Origin of the sequence: Nocardioides zeae (assembly GCF_030818655.1) — a bacterium.
GTDB classification, from domain to species: domain Bacteria; phylum Actinomycetota; class Actinomycetes; order Propionibacteriales; family Nocardioidaceae; genus Nocardioides; species Nocardioides zeae_A.
The window spans coordinates 4290209-4311528 of record NZ_JAUTAN010000001.1 but is presented as its reverse complement, the minus strand read 5'-3'; the positions used below and the strand labels follow the sequence as shown (position 1 = coordinate 4311528).

Annotated in this window: 23 protein-coding genes and 1 pseudogene; 10 read left to right on the top strand and 14 right to left on the bottom strand. The window is 65.1% G+C overall.

Annotated features, from left to right (window positions below):
- Window positions 1–71: 71 nt before the first annotated feature.
- Entirely contained in the window at window positions 72–1451 is a 1380-nt protein-coding gene (locus tag QE405_RS20415; protein WP_307205013.1) for a UTP--glucose-1-phosphate uridylyltransferase, read from the bottom strand.
- A 23-nt stretch (window positions 1452–1474) separates the two neighbouring features.
- Here QE405_RS20415 and QE405_RS20410 point away from each other — a divergent pair, with 23 nt between their 5' ends.
- From QE405_RS20410 to QE405_RS20390, 5 genes are all read left to right on the top strand, one after another.
- Window positions 1475–2104 carry a 5-formyltetrahydrofolate cyclo-ligase gene (locus tag QE405_RS20410; RefSeq protein ID WP_307205006.1) on the top strand — a complete coding sequence of 210 codons (630 nt, stop codon included), beginning with the start codon at window positions 1475–1477 and terminating at the stop codon, window positions 2102–2104.
- Window positions 2105–2265: 161 nt separating this feature from the next.
- On the top strand, window positions 2266–2490 hold the full coding sequence (locus QE405_RS20405) for a hypothetical protein (protein WP_307205001.1): 225 nt from the start codon (window positions 2266–2268) through the stop codon (window positions 2488–2490).
- Between the two features lie 30 nt (window positions 2491–2520).
- Complete coding sequence (locus tag QE405_RS20400; protein ID WP_307204998.1) at window positions 2521–2760, top strand: superinfection immunity protein; 240 nt, start codon at window positions 2521–2523, stop codon at window positions 2758–2760.
- Window positions 2761–2846: 86 nt separating this feature from the next.
- Complete coding sequence (locus tag QE405_RS20395) at window positions 2847–2993, top strand: hypothetical protein (protein ID WP_307204993.1); 147 nt, start codon at window positions 2847–2849, stop codon at window positions 2991–2993.
- Between the two features lie 90 nt (window positions 2994–3083).
- Entirely contained in the window at window positions 3084–3428 is a 345-nt protein-coding gene (locus QE405_RS20390) for an FmdB family zinc ribbon protein (RefSeq protein ID WP_307204989.1), read from the top strand.
- 6 nt (window positions 3429–3434) lie between these two features.
- Here QE405_RS20390 and QE405_RS20385 read toward each other — a convergent pair whose 3' ends face one another.
- Window positions 3435–3638, bottom strand: a complete 204-nt coding sequence (locus QE405_RS20385) for a hypothetical protein (RefSeq protein ID WP_307204983.1) — start codon at window positions 3636–3638, stop codon at window positions 3435–3437.
- An 88-nt stretch (window positions 3639–3726) separates the two neighbouring features.
- Between QE405_RS20385 and QE405_RS21020 the strand changes: the two are divergent.
- The 5 genes and pseudogenes from QE405_RS21020 to QE405_RS20365 form a co-directional block, all read left to right on the top strand.
- Window positions 3727–3978: pseudogene (locus QE405_RS21020) on the top strand (hypothetical protein); the annotation flags it as partial.
- A gap of 43 nt (window positions 3979–4021) precedes the next feature.
- Complete coding sequence (locus QE405_RS20380) at window positions 4022–4381, top strand: hypothetical protein (RefSeq protein ID WP_307204980.1); 360 nt, start codon at window positions 4022–4024, stop codon at window positions 4379–4381.
- 52 nt (window positions 4382–4433) lie between these two features.
- Complete coding sequence (locus QE405_RS20375; RefSeq protein ID WP_307204975.1) at window positions 4434–4820, top strand: MscL family protein; 387 nt, start codon at window positions 4434–4436, stop codon at window positions 4818–4820.
- Window positions 4821–4919: 99 nt separating this feature from the next.
- The gene (gene gmd / locus QE405_RS20370) at window positions 4920–5888 is read left to right on the top strand and encodes a GDP-mannose 4,6-dehydratase (protein WP_307204970.1); all 969 of its coding nucleotides are present in this window, start codon (window positions 4920–4922) and stop codon (window positions 5886–5888) included.
- Between the two features lie 86 nt (window positions 5889–5974).
- Window positions 5975–7087, top strand: coding sequence for a DUF1972 domain-containing protein (locus QE405_RS20365; protein WP_307204964.1), 1113 nt, complete (start codon window positions 5975–5977; stop codon window positions 7085–7087).
- 539 nt (window positions 7088–7626) lie between these two features.
- Here the strand turns inward: QE405_RS20365 and QE405_RS20360 are convergent.
- The 12 genes from QE405_RS20360 to QE405_RS20305 all read right to left on the bottom strand — a co-directional run bounded on the left by QE405_RS20360 (window position 7627) and on the right by QE405_RS20305 (window position 21312).
- Window positions 7627–8799, bottom strand: coding sequence for a hypothetical protein (locus tag QE405_RS20360; protein WP_307204962.1), 1173 nt, complete (start codon window positions 8797–8799; stop codon window positions 7627–7629).
- A complete protein-coding gene (locus tag QE405_RS20355) occupies window positions 8792–10024 on the bottom strand; it encodes a glycosyltransferase family 4 protein (RefSeq protein ID WP_307204960.1) in 1233 nt (410 codons plus the stop codon). The genes QE405_RS20360 and QE405_RS20355 overlap by 8 nt, the downstream gene beginning before the upstream one ends.
- Complete coding sequence (locus QE405_RS20350; RefSeq protein ID WP_307204958.1) at window positions 10017–11333, bottom strand: O-antigen ligase family protein; 1317 nt, start codon at window positions 11331–11333, stop codon at window positions 10017–10019. The genes QE405_RS20355 and QE405_RS20350 overlap by 8 nt, the downstream gene beginning before the upstream one ends.
- Window positions 11330–12220, bottom strand: a complete 891-nt coding sequence (locus tag QE405_RS20345) for a glycosyltransferase family 4 protein (protein ID WP_307204956.1) — start codon at window positions 12218–12220, stop codon at window positions 11330–11332. The genes QE405_RS20350 and QE405_RS20345 overlap by 4 nt, the downstream gene beginning before the upstream one ends.
- 200 nt (window positions 12221–12420) lie before the next feature.
- On the bottom strand, window positions 12421–13134 hold the full coding sequence (locus QE405_RS20340) for an acyltransferase (protein WP_307204955.1): 714 nt from the start codon (window positions 13132–13134) through the stop codon (window positions 12421–12423).
- A complete protein-coding gene (locus QE405_RS20335; RefSeq protein WP_307204953.1) occupies window positions 13115–14128 on the bottom strand; it encodes a glycosyltransferase family 4 protein in 1014 nt (337 codons plus the stop codon). Before QE405_RS20335 ends, QE405_RS20340 begins: the two co-directional genes overlap by 20 nt.
- A 749-nt stretch (window positions 14129–14877) precedes the next feature.
- Window positions 14878–16122 (bottom strand): sulfate adenylyltransferase subunit 1, encoded by a 1245-nt coding sequence (locus tag QE405_RS20330; protein ID WP_307204951.1) that lies wholly within the window; start codon window positions 16120–16122, stop codon window positions 14878–14880.
- Complete coding sequence (gene cysD / locus QE405_RS20325; RefSeq protein ID WP_307204949.1) at window positions 16122–17036, bottom strand: sulfate adenylyltransferase subunit CysD; 915 nt, start codon at window positions 17034–17036, stop codon at window positions 16122–16124. The genes QE405_RS20330 and cysD overlap by 1 nt, the downstream gene beginning before the upstream one ends.
- A 116-nt stretch (window positions 17037–17152) precedes the next feature.
- Window positions 17153–18628, bottom strand: coding sequence for an amidohydrolase family protein (locus tag QE405_RS20320; RefSeq protein ID WP_307204947.1), 1476 nt, complete (start codon window positions 18626–18628; stop codon window positions 17153–17155).
- Between the two features lie 44 nt (window positions 18629–18672).
- Window positions 18673–19968, bottom strand: a complete 1296-nt coding sequence (locus QE405_RS20315) for an MFS transporter (protein WP_307204945.1) — start codon at window positions 19966–19968, stop codon at window positions 18673–18675.
- Between the two features lie 94 nt (window positions 19969–20062).
- Window positions 20063–20425: a hypothetical protein gene (locus QE405_RS20310; protein WP_307204943.1), complete on the bottom strand. Its 363-nt coding sequence runs from the start codon at window positions 20423–20425 to the stop codon at window positions 20063–20065.
- Entirely contained in the window at window positions 20422–21312 is an 891-nt protein-coding gene (locus QE405_RS20305; protein ID WP_307204941.1) for a hypothetical protein, read from the bottom strand. The genes QE405_RS20310 and QE405_RS20305 overlap by 4 nt, the downstream gene beginning before the upstream one ends.
- Window positions 21313–21320 lie beyond the last annotated feature (8 nt).

Sequence of the window (21320 nt, the reverse complement as noted above, 5' to 3'; positions counted from 1 at the left end):
CCGATCAGGGAGGTCGCGTCAGGCATCAGGCTCCTCGGTTCGGCGGACGGGCGGGCTGCCCTCGGGCGAGGTCAGCCTCCGAGCACGGTACCCGGGTCGAGGCGCTGCGCCGAAGGAGCCTCGTCGAGCTCGACCTCGCCCTTGACGGTGACGCCCTTGCCGAAGGTCCAGTCGCCGCGGACGCGCAGCGCCGTGGCCTCCTTCAGCGACGGGGCACCCTCGGGGAAGCGGCGGTCGAAGTCGCCGACCAGCTTGTAGACGTCGCCGTCGAGGTCGACGAACGGCACGTCGGTCGCCACCTGGTCGAGCACGAAGTCGTCGCCGATCGCGTAGATGTCGCTGCGCAGCACGAGCAGGTCGTTGGTCGTCTTCACCGGGATGAACCGGTCGCGGCCGACCTCGATCGTCTGGGCGCCCTCGAACACCTCGATGGCGGCACCCATGGCGGTCTCGATCTGCACGACCTTCTCGGTCGAGGAGTCGGCCGGGTCGACGTTCTTCACGTTGCGGATGAGCGGGAGGCCGAGCACGCCCTGGCGCTCGGTCAGCGTCTTCTTCATGGCGTGGAGGTCGAACCACAGGTTGTTGGTCGACATGAACCGGTGGCGGTCGAGGTCGGCCAGCGCGTCCTTGTCCTCGTCACGGGTCTGCGCCGTCTCGCGCAGGATGATGCGTCCGTCGGAGCTGCGCCGCGCGAAGTGGCCGCCCTTGCGGTCGGACGCCGTGCGGCGCACGGCCTCGATCGCGAACGGGGCACCCGAGGAGGCGAACCAGCCGGCCACCCGCGGGTCGGCGACGGCGCCGAGGTTGTCGGAGTTGGAGACGAACGCATAGCGGTAGCCCTGCGCGATCATCTCGTCGAGCAGGCCGGTGCCGAGCAGCGCCGTGTAGATGTCGCCGTGCCCGGGCGGGCACCACTCGAGGTCGGGGTCGCCGGCGAACTCGACGGGCTCGAGGTCGCTGACCCGGAGCTTGGGCTCCTTGTTCTGGAGGAACTCCAGCGGCAGGCCGTCGACGGGGAGCGCGTCGTACCGCTCCAGGGCCGCCAGCGTGTCCGCCGACGTGCGGAAGGAGTTCATGAAGACGAGGGGGACGCGCGCGTCGTACCGCTCCCGCAGCCGCAGCGTCTGCCGCGCGATGATGTCGAGGAACGAGAGGCCCTTGCGCACGCAGAGCAGCGACTTCGCGCGGTCCATGCCCATCGACGTGCCGAGGCCACCGTTGAGCTTGATGACGACGGTCGCGGCGAGCGCCTCGGCGGCGGCCGCCTCGTCCACGTCGACGTCGGCCAGCGCCGGCATGTCGAGCGGCTCGATCGTGTCCTCCGCGATCATGCCGGTCTCGCCGTGCTCCAGCAGGCGGTAGTAGTGCGCGAACACCTCCACGGCGGTCTCGTCGACACCGGCGTCACGCATCTTCGCGGCCGCCTTCTTCAGGCCAGGGCTACCCATGAGCGCGATCGTAGGCTTGTTCGGTGCCGACCACACATCCTCCTGCACAACCCGTCCCGACGGGTGGGGCGCGGGAGGCCAAGCGGGCCCTCCGGCGCGAGATCCTCGGGTGGCGCGCGCAGCGGTCCGAGGAGGGCCGCACGGCCCACGGGGCCGCGCTCGCCGAGGCCGCCCTCCGCACCGAGCCGCTGGCGGCCGTGGTCGCCGCCGGGGGGTGCGTCGCGGCGTACGTCGGGGTGGGCAGCGAGCCGCGCACCCTCCCCCTCCTCGACGCGCTCGTGGCGCGCGGGGTCGAGGTCCTGCTCCCCGCGCTGCGGCGGGACTGGTCGATGACGTGGGGCCGGTACGTCGCGCACGACGCCCTCGTCGCCGCCGAGCGCGGGCTGCTCGAGCCGGCCGAGGCGCCGCACGGGCTCGCGCGCGCCGGCCTGGTGCTCCTGCCGGGCCTGGCGATGGGGCCCGACGGGATGCGCCTGGGGCGGGGCGGGGGCGCCTACGACCGGGCCCTCGGCGCGGCGGCGCCGCACGCGCCGCTCCTCGTCGTGCTCCACCCCGAGGAGGTCGGGCTGCCCGTGCCGGCCGAGCCCCACGACCGGGCGGTCGACGGGGCGCTGACCGTCGACGGAATCGCTTGGTGCGAGCACGCCCAATAATTGATACCGTTCCGGGGTATTCGTTTTTTACCGCCCGCCGCCCGGCGTCACGCACTGTTTACACGCTCGATGCAGTCGTACCGCCGGGTAGGGCTCAGACTCCTCTCAGGGAGAGGGAACGACGGATCTGGGGTCCGTCGTCGGAATCACGGGAGCACACCATGCGCGTATTTCTCGCTGCCGAGGGCAGCACGCTCACCATCTCGTCCAACCGGGCCTTCGAGGCCCTGGTCCTGGCGTCGATGCCCTCGGGCGACGGCGCGTTCCTCAACTGCGACGTCGCTCCGGGAACCACCATCGTGAAGCTGCCGCTCTCGGGCGACGGCCTCATGCTCGAGGTCGTCGACAGCCGCACCGGCGCGGTCACCGGCACCATCACCGTCTGATCTCCACCACCCGTCGGGGAGGATGACGACATGGATGCCGTCGTCACCGACAAGAAGGGCCGCCCGGCGAGCTCGATCGTCAGCATCGTCGTGGCGGTCCTGACCCTGGGCTACATGGTGCCCTGGATGATCGCCGCCCTCCGCGGCAAGCAGAACGCCTGGGGCGTCTTCTGGATCAACCTGTTGCTGGGCTGGACCGCGCTGGGCTGGATCGCAGCCCTCGTGCTGGCCTGCATGCCCCACCGGGTCGTGGGTTTCCGCAGGTCCTGAGCAAGTCCTGAGGGCTTGCGCAAGATCCGCGCCGACTTCCATCCGGGGAGGTTACAAACGGCCGCGGAGTGGTCATAGTCACCCCCATGGCCGTCAACCTGCCGCACGAGCAGCGCTGCTCCTGCGATCACCTCGCCTTCCTCCACGAAGCGCGCGCGCCCCACGGGTGCACCGAGGCGTGCGGTTGCCGTGAGTTCACCGAGCTAGCGGAGGCCGACCTCCTGGAGTGGTGAGCGCCGACCTCCGGTCGCCGCCTAGACTTGGCAGTCGAGGCTCGAGAGTGCCAATCTCTCGCTCGACGTCACGTTCTCCGGAGGTCTCACGTGCCCACCTACCAGTACGCCTGCACCGAGTGCGGTCACTCCTTCGAGCAGGTCCAGAAGTTCTCGGACGACGCGCTCACCGCGTGCCCCGAGTGCCACGGCAAGCTGCGCAAGCTCTTCAACGCCGTCGGCGTGGTGTTCAAGGGCTCGGGCTTCTACCGCAACGACAGCCGCGGCACGGACACGTCCTCGAGCAGCGGTACGTCGTCGAGCTCGACCACCACGAAGAGCGACAGCTCGTCGTCGAGCAGCTCCACGACGTCCGCCACGTCGAGCTCGTCCGGCTCGTCCGGCTCGTCGAGCAGCAGCACGTCGTCGACCTCGTCGTCGTCCGCGTCGGCCTGACGGGGCTCAGCGCATCGCGCGCACGCTGAGCGCCGCGACGAGCACCCAGACGAGCGCGCGCGGGAGGTCGCTGGCGACGACGCCGTGGCCGCCGCCCACCGCCAGCAGGATCTTCGACTCGGAGGAGTGCGCCGCGGTGACGGCGAAGGCGAGCCACGCGGTGGCGCCGACGAGCAGCGCGAGAGCGCAGCAGCGGCGTACCCAGGTCATCCCCCGATCCTAGGGAACCCGACGGCGCCAGCCGCGGCCTGTGGATGAGGCACCGCGCACACCGCGCTCGCCGCCTAGCGTCGTCGCCATGGTCTCGGATCCCTCCACGTCGACGCGGCCGTCGCCCGCCCAGCGGCTGCGCTCCGTCCGTCATGCGCTCTCACGTCGCCGCCGGTGGCTGGCCGCGGCGTGCGCGCTGCTCGCCGTGGGCGCGACGGTGGCGGCCCTGCGTCCCGCTCCCCCGGCCAGCAGCGCCGTCGTCGTCGCCGCGTCGCCCCTGGCGGCAGGCACGGTCCTCGAGGCGGCGGACCTCGTCACGGTCGCCGTACCGCCCGAGGCCGCACCCCCCGGGCCGCCTCGCGGTCGACGAGCTCGTGGGAGCGGTGGTCGCCGCCCCGGTGGACGCGCGCGAGCCCCTCACCTCCCGGCGGATCGTGGGCGCGAGCGCGCTGGCGCCGGCCGAGGGCGAGGTGACGGTGCCGATCCGCCTCCCCGACGCCGGCGTCGCCTCGCTGCTCGGCGTCGGCGACGTCGTGGACGTGCTGGCGACGGACGCGGAGAGCGGTACGACGCGCACCGCGGCCCGCGACGTCCGCGTGGTGGCGCTCCCACCTGACGACGGTGACGTCGGCGCCGCGGGCTTGGGCGGCCGCCTGGTGGTGGTCGCGGCGCCGCGCGACACCGCTGTGACGCTGGCCGGAGCAGCCGTCCACCACTTCCTCACCATCGCGTTCACGAACTAGGGTCGTGAGCCGACCGCCCCGACACCGGGGCCTCGGGACCTAGGAGCTGAGGATGACCGGATTCAAGAACTTCCTGCTGCGCGGCAACCTCATCGAGCTCGCCGTCGCGTTCATCATGGGCGGCGCCTTCGCGACGGTGGTGACCGCGACCGTTGCCCTGATCATGGACCTCGTCGGCAAGGTGGGCGGGCAGCCGGACTTCTCGACCTATCGCCCCGAGGGCATCTCGGTCGGTCCCTGGCTGACGGCCCTCATCGCCTTCGTCATCCTGTCAGCGGTCGTCTACTTCGCGATCGTGATGCCCTACACGCGGGCCAAGGAGCGATTCTTCCCGGACCCCACGGAGGAGCCCGGCACGCCCGAGGACATCGCGCTGCTGACCGAGATCCGCGACCTGCTGGCGAACCAGGGACAGGCGGGGCAGCACAAGCAGCTCTAACCTGAGCGTCGCGATGGCCCACCCCCCGCGGGGTGGGCCATCGTCGTCTCCGGACCGGGGGAAGCCGAACACGACAGCACCACTGGCACAATCCTCGCCATGTCGTCGCGTCGCGCCCTCATCACCGGCATCACCGGTCAGGACGGGCTGTATCTCTCGGAGCTTCTCCTGTCGAAGGGCTACCAGGTCCATGGCCTGATCCGCGGGCAGAACAACCCCAAGCGCGTGCTCGTCGAGGAGATCTCCCCCGAGATCGTCCTCCACGAGGGCGACCTCACCGACTTCGCCAGCATCGCCCGCGCCCTGAAGGCCAGCGACCCCGACGAGGTCTACAACCTGGGCGCTGTCTCCTTCGTCGCCCACTCCTTCCGGAGCGCACTCCACACCAGCAACGTCACGGGCCAGGGAGCCCTGAACGTGCTCGAGGCCATCCGCCTCCACGACCCGGACAACCGCATCCGCTTCTACCAGGCGTCCAGCTCCGAGATGTTCGGCAAGGTGCAGGAGACGCCACAGACCGAGACCACCCGCTTCTACCCCCGCTCCCCGTACGCCGCGGCCAAGGCCTTCGCGCACCACATGACGGTGAACTACCGCGAGGCGTACGGGATGCACGCCTCGGCGGGCATCCTCTTCAACCACGAGTCGCCGCGCCGTGGCCCCGAGTTCGTCACGCGGAAGATCACCCAGGCCGTTGCACGCATCAGCCTGGGGCTGCAGGACGAGATCCGGCTCGGCAATCTCGACGCGGCACGGGACTGGGGGTTCGCGGGCGACTACGTCGAAGCGATGTGGCTGATGCTGCAGCAGGACGAACCGCGTGACTTCGTGATCGCGACGGGCGAGCTGCACACGGTTCGAGACGTGCTAGAGATTGCTTTCGCCCATGTCGGCATCAACGGCTGGGCGGCGCACGTTGCCACCGATGCTGAGCACCTCAGGCCATCCGAGGTCGACCACCTTGTGGGCGACTCAAGCGAGGCCCGTGCCCATCTCGATTGGGAGGCCACCACCTCGTTCGAGACCCTGATCAAGGGCATGGTCGAGAGCGAAGTCACGGCGCACTAGCGCTGCGATCCAACAAACTCCGCACATGGGGCCTTCCCGACACGACACACTGCTCTGGACGACAACTGAGGGAGGCGCTGAAGAACGTGGGCACCAAGCCACTGCGAGTAGCGATCATCGGCACACGCGGCTATCCAAGCTACTACGGAGGTTTTGAGACAGCCGTGCGCCGAATAGCGCCTGCGTTCGCCGACCAAGGTTGGGACGTGACTGTCTATGGACGTCCTGGCAGCACGAAGCCCGACGACCCAGCCAACGATCCAAGAGTCAAGCCTGTTGAGACTAAGGGACTGAACCGGAACGCGCTCAGCACACTGACCTACGGACTTACTGCCGTGCTGCATGCCATTGCGAAACGTCAACAAGTCGCTTTGATCATGAACGTGGCTAACGGATATTGGCTACCCCTGCTGAAGCTGTTTCGCATTCCGACAGTTGTCAATGTCGACGGGATCGAATGGGAACGCGCGAAGTGGAGCAAGCTCGGAAAGCGCGTCTTCTACACGGGGGCAAAACTCACCGCACGATTTGCCGATGAGTTGATCTTCGACGCCGAGGCCATTGGCGACTACTGGGCACGGGAGTTCAATCGAACCGGAACATTCATTCCGTACGGCGGCGACGAAGTCGGAAGGCTTCCGTGCCCCGACATGGTCAGGTCTGGCGAGTACGTTTTGGTAGTCGCCAGATTTGTTCCGGAAAACAGTGTAGGCGAGTTCTTTGACGCGGCTGACGAACTTTCTCGTGAGAACTCCGTCGTGGTCCTGGGCACGGGATCTCCCGAACTGGAGGCCCGCGCCCGCGAGCTCTCTGAACGCCACGAAAAGTTCAAGTGGTTGGGTCATGTGAGCAACGACCAATTGCTACACGGACTCTGGCAACACGCAGGTGCATACTTTCACGGCCACAGCGTCGGCGGCACAAACCCCGCACTTGTGCAAGCAATGGCTTGCGGCGCGCCAATCGTCGCTCGCAACACCGTGTACAACGCGGAGGTGCTCGCGGGTGCGGCGACACTTGTCGAACCCGACCCGCGACAGATCGCTTCTGCCGCTGCCTCTTTACTTGCTTCCGCGGACCGTCGGCTCAGTGTAAGCCGCGCCGTGCGAGCTCGAGCTGCGGAACGATACACATGGTCGGAAGTGGTCGACCTCTACATCGAAACAGTCGCAACGACCGTCAGAGTCAGTCGGGATTAGGCACGACCAGACTGCCAGCTGGACCAGTTGCAATTCCATTGCAGTTGAGGGGCGAGGCACATGCGAGTGGAAGACATGCCGGAATAGAATTCCTCATATTGGGATAATGACCAGCTATGCGGAAACAGCGGAGATAGCGCAGTCCAAACTTCTCGGACGCCCCCAGAATGACCACTTCACGAATCACGGACTCCTTACAAATCCGACACCAATCTTGGGGTTCCAGCTACGTGAATCCGCCTCTCGCTGACATGCCTCGCAACTCGCAGACGCAAACCCCCTGATACAAAGAGTCGCGCCGCCGATCCGCATCGCACCAGCGGGTGCCACACTGGAACATTCGACCGCCGGAAAATTCAACGCCCCGAGTTTGCCGCTTTGTGGACCGAATCGCGTGTCACCCAAGCGACGGCATCGCAGGCACGCCGGTCTCACCCCTCCCGGTGCCCCGACCTGAGCCAGGGCGCTGCCGAGCTACTCACGCCTGCGACTTGAGTGCCTCGACCGTCGCCCAAGAAGCGCGGCGCGCCAACGCGTTTTCAGCGCTTCCGCATACGCCGGCCATAGCGCATCACCAGCAGAAGACGAACGAGGGCTCCAACGCCAATCGCGGAAACAAGACCAAGAGGACCCATTATCAAAACTGACGCGAGTTGGAGCACAATATCCCCCGCCGCCAAGGCTGTCCGTTCAGCGTGCAATCCCTTGCTCACTTCGAGCATTCGGATTGAGGTGACGTAAAGTTCCAACACCTGTGCCGCAACTAGCGACAATCCAACAACCGGAAGAAACGCCAAGAAGAGGTTGGAGTCGACAGCCCAGAAACGAGGCACCACGATACAACCCAAACCCCCCGCTAAAAGGGATAAGAAAAAGACCGATGCAGACACACGCCGGAGCAACCGTCGGACGTCCCCGACGCGTCTCTGGACCATTCGTTCATTCAACTCCCGGACAATGAGAGGGACGAGGCCTTGGAGCAGTGAGAACACAGGCGAGAAGACGAGAGCGTAGGAAACTCGCAGTGCCACAGTCGCGTCGGATACGTCCGCGAAGTAAAGCGCGAAAAGACCAACTTGACCAGCCAGACCGAAGTAGCAAGCCTCGAGCCCCAGGCTCAGACGCAGTCCAACCGTCGCTGGCGCGCGCTCCCGCAGATGGGGCACTCGGGTTAAAGCGACGATCATCCAACCGCCCCAGCAAAGCAAGCACAAAACAATCAGCCACCACACTGACGGGTCATCTTGGAAGAAGAGGACTCCAAATCCCGCGAGAATAGCGTGACCCACCGCCAGGAACAACGACCATACGTAGCGTCCCTCAATAACTAAAATTTGCCGCGGTGAATCTGCGAGCACCAAACCTGCGGCCAGAAAAGCGAAGACGAAACCAATATCCCCCAACCGCGACGTGGCCAGCCAGGCGCATCCACCGACGGCAAGACCCAAAAGGGCGTTTACCTTCAAGCCCGAACGAACCATCACAGCCTCTGTTGACAAAACATGCTGCTTAGTTCCTGAAATTATGTCTGCTTGGAGAGTTGCCGAACGCGAGATAGCTACTCCAATGAACCCGAGCGCAGTGGCAGTCGCCAACCCAGCAAACTGATCCGCGCGTAAGGCAGATAAACATTGCGCGTTGAAAGCGAAAAAAGCCAGGGACCATGCTGCTTGGTCAGCTATCCGCAGCGACGCGACCGAATATTTACGCAAGGTCGGACGCCTCGGCGTCACCGCGACCCGACACCACGAACTCGACCTTCGTACGGATCCGATCTTGATCCCAAACTGGCGGTGCTGAATTCCTTCCCATCCCGGCAGCCGCGACGAGTGCAGACGACAACCTGTGGATATCAAAATTCCTAGAATCAACTTCGATCCCATGGCCCCCAGAAGCCCTCAAGACTGCCGCCGCGCCAGTCAGATTGAACGTCACTATTGGAATTCCAACGGTCGCGGCCTCTCCCACCACGCCAGGCGCGCCCTCTCGCGCAGCACAATGAGCGAAAACATCATGCTCGCTCATCAACTCAAGCAATTTCTTCCTATTCACCTTTCCCAGGAAGTTGACCCGTCCTCTCACACCAAGAGTCTCAGCCAAACTCGGGAGATAAGCACTGGTACCAGGAAGCGGCGCACCCGCGATTGTGAGTGACGCATCCTTCAGCTCTGGGCTCGCAAGGGCCCCCAGAAGTAGCGCGAAACGCTTCCTAGGCACAAGGTGGCCGGCCGCCAGGATCGATATTCCCTTTGACTTCGGTTCTGTCGACGGAGTTCCGCGAGGCAGCAGATCCGCTGGAATCACCAGATTCGGGAAGACCTGCGCCCGCTCACCCAATGCTAGTTTCAGCTGCGGGCTCTGCGTAAGCACCAAGTCCATCTCACGCGCTGTCCGACGCGCGATAGCCACACTGACTTGGTTTCGACACCATTGCAACATCGCGTCAACAAGCCAACGACCTTCACGAGGCTTCAACAAGAAAACTCGCCAATCGCCGGATGAACCGACAGGCCCCCAAACCTTGAACCCTCGGCCTAGGTCCAGATTAGCAAATGGTACCGGCAGGAGCTCAGAAGCGAATGTTACATGCCAAGCCACAGAAAACCGCGAACCCTGCGAAACCAACCTCTTTATGGCTGAGCGGACCGCGATGAACCAGGCAAGGTACTCCAAACGCGTCAATCTAGGATCAAGCAAAAATCCTAGAGATCGGGGCGGGTCTATCCCGACTAGCTTCGCGCAAGTGATGCCGCGTTCCTCAAGTGCCACAGACGTCGCCGCCGCCGACCGCCGGTTCATGAAGGCAATGACCTGCGCGTCGTTTTCCGCTGCGTACTCGCAGATCTCGAGGAGAAACTGCCAACCAATCCCAGCTTCGCTGCTCATTTCCGGATGGCAGGCAAAGGCCGAGACAAGAAATACCTTGTAATCAGACATTGATTCTCGCCTCGTCCCTTCTGTGACTTCGATGGGAGGCAGCCGCAAATCCCACGCTTAAGTACAACCATGCGAACTGAAACCAAATTGTGTTAGTAATGGCGGCGCAGATCAAAACTGAAAGAAGCACTCCAACGTGACCGGCATTAAAGTTCTCCCGCATGGCGGACCAGATAAGGACGGCGAACGCCACGAGGGCTAGCACACCGCCGTCGTACAGAGTCGCGAGAAAGAAGTTTCCCAAGTATTCCGCATATCTGTTGGTTGCATCTATGAGGTGATACTGTGAGTACGAGTTCACACCCGATCCCACAAGCCATCGAGGCCACTCGCCAAGCTCATCGACTGCTTGCCGGTAGATCTCAAGTCGGTAGAATCCAGTGCCGCTGTCGAAGTTCGTAAGATTCGCCAGTCGCCAAGTGAGCGACTCTTCGCTTACCTGACGCCTCTGAGACGTTGCTAATGGAAGCAGAACCAGACCACCGAGGCCTATGAGACCGGCTCCAAGAAGTCGCGCTGGTCGCTTCAACACATCTCTCAAAGCGAAGATGATGATTACGACCGCTAGCGCGATCCACGCGGATCGAGTACCCGCCAGCACGACTGCAGCGCAAACAATGAGGAACAGGAGCCTGTCGCCAGACTCAAGTTTTAGACGCGCTGCGAGCACCACCGCAACGATCCCCACGCACTGAGCCGCGAAGATATTGGTCTCGATCGAGAATCCGATCAATCGGAAGTCCTCGGCGACCCCCCACTGCCCCGGTGGCAGAACACCACCACGTGCCAGGGCAAGCGCTGCCAACGCTACGGAGCAGATCGCGCCCATCACGCGAAGCGCGTCGCGGACACATCGCTCGATATCGAGGTGAGAGGACTGAACCGCTACGAATAGTAGTACGCCGCCGGCGATCTGCACAGCGATCCACAAACTTGCAGCAGGAACGGGCGCAACTGCCGCCGAAGAAAAGAACAGCAGACTCAGGTAGGCAGCGGCCGGCAACAGTATTCGCGCGGGAACCCTTATTGGTATTCCGTTGGCGACTATTGATAGCAGGAATACGGGTAAAACAATCAGCTCGAACCGTACATCTACTCCGCCGGCTGGGAGCGAGAGGCCGTTCAAGGAGACAGCAACGAGAAGGGAGACCCACGCTACTCTGGGGCTCCCTAGGCATGCTCCGACAACCCAGGCACCCACCAGGATGCTGAGTGTGACTGCGGGGTCATGCGCAAGAAGCACCGAGCCGATCGCAACGGCAAAGAAGGTTGCTGCCCAGACAAGCGCGTCGGACTTTAGAGTTCTCATGACACTGTGTCAGGACTCGTCGCGCCAAAAAGATCCCAGTACCTTCTACCAACAGTGGACGGCGAGAAAAGTTCACGCGCTCGCAAAACCATAGGCTCACGCTCAGTTTCGCGAATTTGCTTTTCTAAAGTGCCGTCCAGCAGGGCGACTTCAAATTGTTCGAGATTCTCGAAGATCAGTCCGTGGCCCACCTCGCCTATGACCTCCGCAGGGCCGTCTTTGCCTATGGCAATCGGAGTAAGCCCCAACACAGCTGCCTCAGCTAGCGTCCGACCGAATGCTTCGTGCCGGGAAGCGTTGACAACCGCGGAACACCCATCGAGGGCAGCCGCGAGGTCGTTCGTTCGTTCAACGACCTCAACGCCGATGGATTCCGCAATCTCACGTACCTTGGCCTCGTAATCAGACATGGTGAGCTTCGACTTGATGCCGATGATCCGAAGTTTGGTACTTGTCTCGCCCCACGGTAGCTCCAGCAGTTCCCGGACACCTTTGTGCTCGACCACCTGTCCAACAATCGCGATGACAATGGGCGCGGACTTGGTCAAGCTTCGAGCTTGCGGGAGGAGGCTCACCGGTCGTGGAACTACCGTCGCATCGTGCACTTGGGGCCACCGAGGCAGCGTTTCCAGAACCGCAAAACTTGGCGCAATTGTTCTCCACGCGCAAAGCCGGATAAGAACCTTCAGAAGCAAGGTCATGAACCTATTGCTGAAAGTCTCGTGAAAATCCAGAATTAGGCGTCGTCGACCGAGAAACTTTGCGATCAGCGCGTCGGGAAGTTGCCACACGCTGAACACAAGAATGACATCGCCCGCCCGGCCACCCTTGAGGATGTTTAGAACAGACGAGAAGACCCGACCCGGCAACCCGGCAATGCTCGTCATACTCGATCCTCGGCGAGAGGACTCGAAGGCAAACCGTGTCTCACGCACTTTTACGTTCATGTTGTCCAGGTCGGCCACCAGCGGCGACGCGCGCCCGACGACGAACGATATGTCAACCCATCCTGGACAGTGCTCGAGGAGAGTCAAGAGGGACTTTTCGGCACCCCATGAGGCGCGCGATTCAGTTACAACGACGACGTTCAACGGCCCTCCCCGCGAGTTCCCTTTTGCGAAGCCGGGGCTCCCGCAACGACCGAATAAGCCGCAATCTCTCCCCGGACGACTGAGTTTGCTGCGACCACCGCTCCGTCGTGGATAACCGATCCTGCTAGAACTACTGAATTCGCGCCTATCCACACATCGTTACCCACGCGGATGGCGTTTCGCTGCTCGCCCTGTTCGCGGATCGGAATCTCGCGATCCTTGAAGATATGGTTCTCGGAGTGCATTTGCACTCCGGGTCCTAGCAAGCAGTCGTCGCCGATATACACGCCGCCTTGGCCAAGGATGACATTGTACGCCCCAACTGCTGTCCGCTTGCCGATTACGATCCCTTCGCCCACATTGCGAATGGCTCCCGAAGCTCTAAGTACGGCTCCAATGTCAATTGTCGATTTATCGCCCACTTGGATGCCGCGTTTGGAGACTGCGTCGAGTAACACGTCTGCTGCAATCGCAACGGATTTTCCGAGCGCTAGGGAATCACGGCCTCTGATTCTAACGCGGCGCCCGCGATAGACGTGAGGCATGAGGGTAACGACGCCACGAGCGCGGTCGCCTACTTTCGCCACCAAGAACGAAGCGAGCTGGCGATCCGAAACCAGCGGGTCGATCCCCGATTGGATCCCACGCTCGCGACCGTAGAGTGAATCAACCCATTGCCGCAGTTGTGGCCTACGCACGCGCTGCCTCACTTCTAATATTGTGGGCGATCGTGTTCCAAGTTGGAACCTTTGCCTGACATGGCCGAGCCTCGCGTAGCGCATCGGAGACCACTTGACTTATTGATCTTTCGTCGCGCGGGTCAAAGAACGAGGCCCCAGGGTCCAGTTCGCGGAACACTGCAATGTCGCTCAACGCAATGGGCGCCCCGAAGTGGGCGGCTTCGGCTACCGGCATTCCGAATCCCTCATCCAAAGAGCCGAACACAACCAGATCGCAGTTTCCGTAGAGCCATGCCATCTCGTCATCAGTTACGTACCCCAGGTAGCGGAGTGATTGACTAGATGCGGACTGCTTGTGATGCAAACCGTCTGGGCTCCCCGCGATGTAAATCTGCCTCCCCGCAAGGACCGAATGATCGTCAACAGCGCGCAAGACACGTTCCAGATTCTTGCGTTCGTTCAGGCGGCCGACGATCAGGAGAAATCGTGCTTGGGGGTTTACGCCAACCGGAGGTTTGGGTCGACTGTCTGAAAGTCCGAGATGAAGGCCGAGGCCGACCGGAGTAATGGGAGTCCTGGGCAAATATTTCTCGATGCGCTTAGCCTCGCTTTTGGAGGTCGTGATGACGACGTCGGCCCCGCGCGCCAGCGGCAGTAAAGGACTCAGATACGCCCGCTCCCTCCGAGTGAACCAGTCAGGAGAGTCCTTATAAATGAGGTCATGGATAAGGACAATCTTTGAGTGTGCGCGAACGAACGGGGGCACGAAGTTTTGTGTGAAGGTCGCGTCATACGAGCCCGAGTGCGTCAGAATTGATAGGAGGTGTTGACCTGATTTAGCCTCAACAGTTCTTAAGCTGATGCTGCCCGCGCCGAAGGTCTCGCGAACGACACGTCCTTCGCCAGGCTTGCAAAGAACCCAGATCTCATCCTCGGGGGCGATGTCAATCCACGCTTTCAGTACAGACCGGACCACGTTGCGGCCCGATGGCGGGCCACTCGCCGCCCAGATCCCGTCGTACAAGACCTTCAATCTGGATCAACCGCACTTCCGACAACCGAGGATGAGCACTTCGTATTCACGGATAGTCACGTCGCAGCCCGAGCCTCCGCGCAGGTATCCCACCCCAGATCTCTCCAACGCCGGTGGACTCGAGGAGAACGGAGTTCGCGGCCAACACGGTACCTCGCGCCACCTTTATTTGATGCCCGCGGAATAGGACAACGGCGCCGGGACACAGAACCGAGTCGTCCTCAATGAGTACGCCCTCCTCGGCCTCCAACTCCCGCGACACCCATGAGTCGGCTCGTCCCACGGTGACATTGTGGTAGACGGTCACGTTCTCACCGATCTTCGTGGTCGGGTGAAGAACCACACCCACGCCTCCATGGACAATCCTTGTACTTCTCGGGACGTGAACATTCTTCGGGATCTCGACGCCAAGCAATCGCAGCAGGGTCCGCGCGACGAGACCAACTACAGGAGCGCCCTGTAGTCGAGCGAGCCGTGTGAGCAAGTGGCCCTCCTGGTTGCCGTGGCCTCGCACCGAGTGACTCAGGTGTTCCGGAGCCCGGCCCATCATTGCGGATCGCGCGGCACGGCGTGGATTTTTCCGCCATCCAACGCATCCGTCATGCGTCACAGTCCGCAACGGCCTCCTTGCCCGCCGCGGGTCCGCCGGTGGCAGCGGTCGACCATGCAGGTGGGTCCCAGTAGCAGTCGAACCCCCTGAGGTGGTGCAGGCACCAGGATCTATTGGGCTCCGCTGCTAGCTAGTCGTTCACCATCCCCGCTCCGACCGTCACACCCGTCGCCTCGTCGATGAGGATGAACGCGCCGGTCGTGCGGTTGCGCGAGTAGGGGTCAAGCAGCAACGGCTGCTGCGTCCGCAGGCGCACGCGACCGATCTCGTTGACGCCGAGCTCGCCGGCCTCGAGGTCGCGGTGGAGCGTGTTGACGTCCAGCCGGTAGTCGAGCTCCTTGACGAGGGCCTTGACCGTGCGCGTCGTGTGCTTGACGAGCAGCTTCTGCCGCGGGCGCAGCGGCGTCGTGCTCATCCATGCCACCATCGCGTCGACGTCCTGCGTCACGGCGGGCTGGTTGTTGGGTCGCGCGATCAGGTCGCCGCGGGAGACGTCGACGTCCTCGTTGAGCCGGATGGTCACCGACATCGGCGGGTAGGCCTCCGTGACCTCCCGGTCGAACAGGTCGATCCCCGCGATCGTCGCCGGCATGCCGGAGGGCAGCACGACCACGTCGTCGCCGGCCTTGAAGACGCCGCCGGCCACCTGGCCCGCGTAGCCCCGGTAGTCGTGGTGCTCGTCCGACTTGGGGCGCACGACGTACTGGACGGGGAAGCGAGCGTCGCGGAGGTCGCGGTCGGAGGCCACGTGGACGTTCTCGAGGTGGTGCAGGAGCGAGGAGCCGTCGTACCAGGGCATGTTGGCCGACCGCGTCACCACGTTGTCGCCCTTGAGCGCCGAGATCGGGATGACCGTCAGGTCGGGGATCGTCAGCTTCGTCGCGAAGGCGCTGAACTCGCGCTTGATCTCCTCGAACCGCTCGGCCGAGTAGTCGACGAGGTCCATCTTGTTGACGGCGAGCACGAGGTGGGGCACGCGCAGCAGCGAGAGGAGCACCGCGTGGCGTCGCGACTGCTCCGTGAGCCCGTGACGGGCGTCGACGAGCACCAGGCCCAGGTCGGCGGTAGAGGCGCCGGTGACCATGTTCCGCGTGTACTGCACGTGGCCCGGCGTGTCCGCGATGATGAACTTGCGGGTCGGGGTCGCGAAGTAGCGGTAGGCCACGTCGATGGTGATGCCCTGCTCGCGCTCCGAACGGAGGCCGTCGGTCAGCAGCGCGAGGTCGGTGTAGTCGTAGCCCTTGGATGCGCTCGTGGCCTCGACGGCAGCGAGCTGGTCCTCGAAGATCGCCTTCGAGTCGAGGAGCAGGCGGCCGATGAGGGTCGACTTGCCGTCGTCGACGGATCCGGCGGTGGCGAAACGGAGCAGGTCCATCAGAAGTAGCCCTCCTTCTTGCGGTCCTCCATGGCGGCCTCGGAGAACCGGTCGTCGCCGCGGGTCGCGCCGCGCTCGGTGACACGGGCGACGGCGATCTCGTCGATGATCTCGGCGGTCGTCGCGGCGGTCGACTCCACGCAGCCGGTGAGCGTCAGGTCGCCCACGGTGCGGAACCGGACCGTGCGCTCCTCCGCGACCTCGCCCGCCCGCAGCGGGTTGTGCTCGCTCTCGCTCAGCAGCATGCCGTCACGCTCGAAGACCCGACGCTGGTGGGAGAAGTAGATCGACGGGATCGAGATCTGCTCCCGGTCGAGGTAGTGCCAGATGTCGAGCTCGGTCCAGTTGCTGAGCGGGAAGATCCGCATGTGCTCGCCCTCGTGAATGCGCCCGTTGAACAGGCTCCACAGCTCGGGGCGCTGGTTCTTCGGGTCCCACTGGCCGAACTCGTCGCGGTGGGAGTAGACCCGCTCCTTCGCCCGAGCCTTCTCCTCGTCGCGGCGACCGCCGCCGAAGGCTGCCGTGAAGCCCTCGGTCTCGATCGCGTTGAGGAGGGTGCCGATCTGCATCCGGTTGCGCGTCGTGCGGCCGTCGTCCACCACCACGCCGGTCGCGATCGCCTCCTCGACGGAGGCCACGATGAGGCGGAGTCCCAGGCGGGCCACCCACTCGTCGCGGCACGCCAGCACCTCGGGGAAGTCGTAGCCCGTGTCGACCTGCAGCACGGGGAACGGGACCTTCGCCGGGTAGAAGGCCTTCTCGGCGAGCCGGAGCATCACGATCGAGTCCTTGCCGCCCGAGAACATCAGGACGGGCTTCTCGAACTCGGCGGCGACTTCGCGGAAGATGTGGATCGACTCGGCCTCGAGCTGGTCGAGCTGGCTCAGGCGGTAGTCGGGGTGGGTCACGGACACCGGTTCAGAGTACGGACAGGTGTCTCACGCGCCGTACGCATCCCGAGGGATGAGAGGCCCCGGCCGTCGCCGAGACGGTCGACGGCCGGGGCGCTCGGCACGCGGCACGCGTGAGGTCACGCCTCGTGGGTCGACGCGTCGGCGAAGTCGGTGTAGGTGTACGGGTTGTCGAGCACCTTCGACTCCGGGATGTCGGGGTTCATGCCACCGACCCACGCCTCCTCGCCGAGGGTGGCGCGCAGGTGAGCCACCGTGTCGCCGACCGTGCTGCGGGCGGCGGTCAGGTCGACGCCCACCAGCTCGTGCGCCTCCTTCACCACGCGGCCGTCGACCAGCACGGTGTGCACGTCGCCGCGCTGCGCCTGGAACACGATGTGGCCGTAGGGGTTGAGCAGCGGGAACATCGCGGGTGAGCGGTCGTTCTTGATGAGCACGAGGTCGGCACGCTTGCCGACCTCGACGCTGCCGACGAGGTGGTCGAGGCCGAGGGCCCGGGCGCCGCCCAGGGTCGCGTGCTCGACGACGTCCTTCGCCCGCAGGCCCAGGTGCGTGACCGTGTCCCCGTTCGCGTGCGCCTCCTGGTGCTCGCGCGAGCGGTCCGACGACAGCGTCGAGCGCATCGCCGCGAACATGTCGGCGCTGAACCAGACGCTGGTGTCCACGGAGAGGGAGATGCCGATGCCGTGGCGCCGCAGCGCCCAGCTCGAGGGGTAGCCCTGGCCGCAGCTGGCCTCGCTCTCCGCCGAGACCGACGCCGTGCCGCCCGTGGCCGCGATCCGCTGGTAGGAGTCGTCGCTGAGGGTCGCCGCGTGCACGTACACCGTCCGCGGCTCCATGAAGCCGTGCTCGTGCATGAGGCGGACCCCGTTGTCGTTGGTCGCACCCCACACGCCGGCGTGCGTGGTGACCGCGACGTCCAGCTCACGGGCTGCCTCGAAGGCGGCCTTCTCGGGGAAAGCGGGGTCGCCGGTGACGTCGAAGGCCAGCTGGAAGCCGAGCATGTCGGAGCGCGGCATCCGCCGCTCGACGAAGCTCCGGAAGTCGGCGTCGTGCGTCCACTCCCACGGCGCGGCGTGGATGTTGCCGTAGCCGAGGACGAAGCGGCCCGGCACCGCCTCCAGCGCATCGACCGCCGCTTCCGCGTGCTCGACCGTCGAGAGCCCGTGCGACCAGTCCACCGAGGTGGTCACGCCGGCGTCGATCGCCTCGATGCCGCTGAGCAGGTTGCCGGCGAAGATGTCCTGCGGGCGGAACTTGATGCCGTGCTCGAGGTAGTTCCACACGAAGTACTGCGTCAGCGTCCAGTCGGCGCCGTAGCCCCGCAGCGCGGTCTGCCACATGTGCCGGTGGGTGTCGATCATGCCGGGCATGACGATGCCGCCGGCCGCGTCGACCTCCCGGGTGCCCTCCGGGACCTGCAGGCCGGGACCGACAGCCTCGATCCGGTTGCCGACGACGAGCACGTCGGCGTCCTCGAGGACGCGGCGCGTGGCGTCCATCGTGACGACCACGGCGTTGCGGAAGACCAGCGCGTCGCTGCGGGCGCGCGCGGACGTGGACGTGGGCGACGTCGAGGTGGGGCTGTCGGACATGGGGAGACCTTTCGGGGTGGAGGAGTGACGGCGGCCGCAGGGGGTCAGACGCGCTGGATCATGCGCTTCTGGTCGACGGCGAGCATGAGGACGGCGCCCACGAGCGGCAGCGCGACGATCTGGAGCGTGCCGGCGCCGTCCCACCCGAGACCGGCGACGAGGCGGGCGAAGAGCAGGCCGGAGAAGGCGGCCGCGACGTAGTAGGTGAGCACGAAGACCCCCTGGCCGCGTCCGACCAGGTCGGGGTGCACCGAGCGCTGGAGCGCGGTCGAGAAGTTGGTGAACAGACCGCCGCTGGCGAACGCGCCCACCAGGAACGAGAGCACGTACTGGGCCGTCGGGTCGGTGGCCACGGCGTACATCGGGTAGGCCACGACCGCGGTGCCGACGAAGCTGATCATGAGCACCACCCGCTGGGGGTAGCGGTCACCGAACCACCCGAAGAGGAGGGCGAGCATCGCGCCCAGCCCACCCGCAGCCACGGCGACCGCTCGCTGGCCCGGGGTGAAGCCGAGCTGCTCGGCCAGGAAGGTCGGGTAGAGCCCCAGGTATCCGTAGAAGGTCACGCCGGCGAGGGCGGCACCCGCCCCGAGCACCACGGTGTTGCGGTTGAGCGTCGTGCGCGGCAGGTGGGCGTACGCGTCGAGCTCGGCCTGGGGGCGCTCCCCCGCCACGGCCTCGCTCATCTCGCGCGGCACGAGCACCAGGATCAGCACCGCCATGAGCAGGCCCAGGCAGGCGAAGAGGAGGAACGGCGCGCGCCACGAGTCCATCGCCTCGGAGAACGGCACGCCCACCAGGGGCCCCAGGAAGATGCCCGCACCGAAGGCGACGCCCACGAAACCGGCCGCGAAGGCGCGCTTGTGGAAGAAGTACGCCCCGATGATCGCGTAGAGGGCCGTCGCCTGCACGCCCTCGCCGACGCCGGAGAGCAGGCGGTAGGCCGCCATGTCGAGGAAGCCGCCGGCCAGCGGGATCAGTCCGGTGCCCACCGAGAACACCAGGACGCTGCCGACCACGACCGTCTTCCGCGCGTAGCGGTCGATGACGAAACCCGCCACGAACCCGGCCACGGCCAGCCCGAGGGTGAAACCGGTGGCGAGGAAGCCCGCCTCGGAGAGCGAGAAGCCGAGCTCCTCACGGATCTGCGGCAGCAGCGGGTAGTAGACCTGACGGTCCATCGCGTTGAGCATCCACGACACGCACAGCACGGCGAACCCGAGACCGACGACGACGGGCCCGAGCCGCGAGGGCGGCGTGACGGGGGCGGTGGCAGCCGGAGGACCGGCGGCGGCCGCCTGGCCACCGGCAGCGGCCGGGACGGGAGTGGGGACGGACATGGTGGCTCCTCGGGACAGGGCGCACGAGGGTGTGCGGCACCGCCCGGCCGTCCCCGGGGGACGGCAGGTCGCGGGGTCGCAGCTCGGTGCGGGATCAGGTGGTGATGTCGGGGTAGGGCATGCGCACGTGCGCGAGCTTCTCGGCGTAGTCGAGCTGCATGCCCAGGGGCTCGGTGAAGTCGCGCTCGAACATGGCGATCCACAGCGTCAGCGTCAGGAAGGGATGGGCCCCGAGCTCGAAGAGCGCGACGTGGTCGTGGGTGGCGAGCGCGGTGCGCTCGGCGTCGGTGAAGGAGAGCCAGGTCGTGGTCTCCGATGCGATGCAGTTGAGGATCCGGCCCGCCATCTCCTCCTCCCACCAGGCCACCGTGCCCGCAGGGTCCTCGCGGTAACGCTCGGTGAGCTCGTGGTCGCGGTCGACGGTGTAAAGGAACTTGTTGACGAGGTACTTGCTCATGCCCGCCCTCCCGGCGTGCTCGGCGCGTCGATGAGGTGCGGGTTCGGATACCAGGTGAAGTAGGCCTCCATCGTGTGGAAGAGGCTCAGGCTGTCGGCGTGGTCGGCCTTCTGGTAGCCGGCGACGCCCATCATCAGCATGAAGTCCATGAAGCCGTGGGTGGCGTTGCCGGGGCCGTGCAGGCTGTCGAGGGTGACGTGCTCCAGCACGCCGTCGATGTCGCCGTTGCTGATCCACTCGACGGCCCGCGCGTCGAACTCCGGGTCCGGTCCCGTGGGCCCGAACTGGCGTGGTCCGCCGAGCTCGAGGGAGAGGTGGCCCGAGCCGATGACGGCCACCCGCAGGTGGCTGGGCCACGACTCGATGATCTCGCGGATCGTGCGGCCCAGCTGCACGAAGCGCTCGGGCCGCGGCAGGGGCGGCGCGAAGATGTTCGTGTAGATCGGCACGATGGGCAGGTCGGCGTCGGGCCGGACCGTGAGGATCGGGCAGGTGATCGAGTGGTCGATCCGCAGCTCGTTGGAGAAGGCCAGGTCGAAGCCCTTGTCAAGCCCCTCGCGCAGCATGTAGGCCGAGAGCTCCTCGTCGCCGCGCAGCAGCAGCTTCGGCATGCCGAACTCGCGGATCTCGTTCTCCCAGTTGGCGTCGTACATCGGCGCCTTGCCCACCAGGAACTGCGGCATGTTGTCGAGCCACAGCTGGTGGAAGTGGTCGGAACCGACCATGACGAGCACGTCGGGCCGCGCCCGGGTGAGGGTCTCGCGGTAGGTCGCGATCTTGCTGATCCACTCTGCGGCGAACGGGGGCGCCTGGTCGGGCGGCAGCTGGCTGGTGCGGTAGTAGAACGGGTGGTGCGTGGTGGCGAGCACCGCGACGAGGTCGGCCATCGTTGGGA

What these genes read in the sequence shown, in the direction of transcription:
- QE405_RS20415 (WP_307205013.1), bottom strand. Translation starts at nt 1,451, where the DNA reads ATGGGTAGCCCTGGCCTGAAGAAGGCGGCCGCGAAGATGCGTGACGCC.
- QE405_RS20405 (WP_307205001.1), top strand. Translation starts at nt 2,266, where the DNA reads ATGCGCGTATTTCTCGCTGCCGAGGGCAGCACGCTCACCATCTCGTCC.
- QE405_RS20400 (WP_307204998.1), top strand. Translation starts at nt 2,521, where the DNA reads ATGGATGCCGTCGTCACCGACAAGAAGGGCCGCCCGGCGAGCTCGATC.
- QE405_RS20395 (WP_307204993.1), top strand. Translation starts at nt 2,847, where the DNA reads ATGGCCGTCAACCTGCCGCACGAGCAGCGCTGCTCCTGCGATCACCTC.
- QE405_RS20385 (WP_307204983.1), bottom strand. Translation starts at nt 3,638, where the DNA reads ATGACCTGGGTACGCCGCTGCTGCGCTCTCGCGCTGCTCGTCGGCGCC.
- QE405_RS20375 (WP_307204975.1), top strand. Translation starts at nt 4,434, where the DNA reads ATGACCGGATTCAAGAACTTCCTGCTGCGCGGCAACCTCATCGAGCTC.
- gmd (WP_307204970.1), top strand. Translation starts at nt 4,920, where the DNA reads ATGTCGTCGCGTCGCGCCCTCATCACCGGCATCACCGGTCAGGACGGG.
- QE405_RS20355 (WP_307204960.1), bottom strand. Translation starts at nt 10,024, where the DNA reads ATGTCTGATTACAAGGTATTTCTTGTCTCGGCCTTTGCCTGCCATCCG.
- QE405_RS20350 (WP_307204958.1), bottom strand. Translation starts at nt 11,333, where the DNA reads ATGAGAACTCTAAAGTCCGACGCGCTTGTCTGGGCAGCAACCTTCTTT.
- QE405_RS20345 (WP_307204956.1), bottom strand. Translation starts at nt 12,220, where the DNA reads ATGACGAGCATTGCCGGGTTGCCGGGTCGGGTCTTCTCGTCTGTTCTA.
- QE405_RS20330 (WP_307204951.1), bottom strand. Translation starts at nt 16,122, where the DNA reads ATGGACCTGCTCCGTTTCGCCACCGCCGGATCCGTCGACGACGGCAAG.
- QE405_RS20320 (WP_307204947.1), bottom strand. Translation starts at nt 18,628, where the DNA reads ATGTCCGACAGCCCCACCTCGACGTCGCCCACGTCCACGTCCGCGCGC.
- QE405_RS20315 (WP_307204945.1), bottom strand. Translation starts at nt 19,968, where the DNA reads ATGTCCGTCCCCACTCCCGTCCCGGCCGCTGCCGGTGGCCAGGCGGCC.
- QE405_RS20310 (WP_307204943.1), bottom strand. Translation starts at nt 20,425, where the DNA reads ATGAGCAAGTACCTCGTCAACAAGTTCCTTTACACCGTCGACCGCGAC.
- QE405_RS20305 (WP_307204941.1), bottom strand. Translation starts at nt 21,312, where the DNA reads ATGGCCGACCTCGTCGCGGTGCTCGCCACCACGCACCACCCGTTCTAC.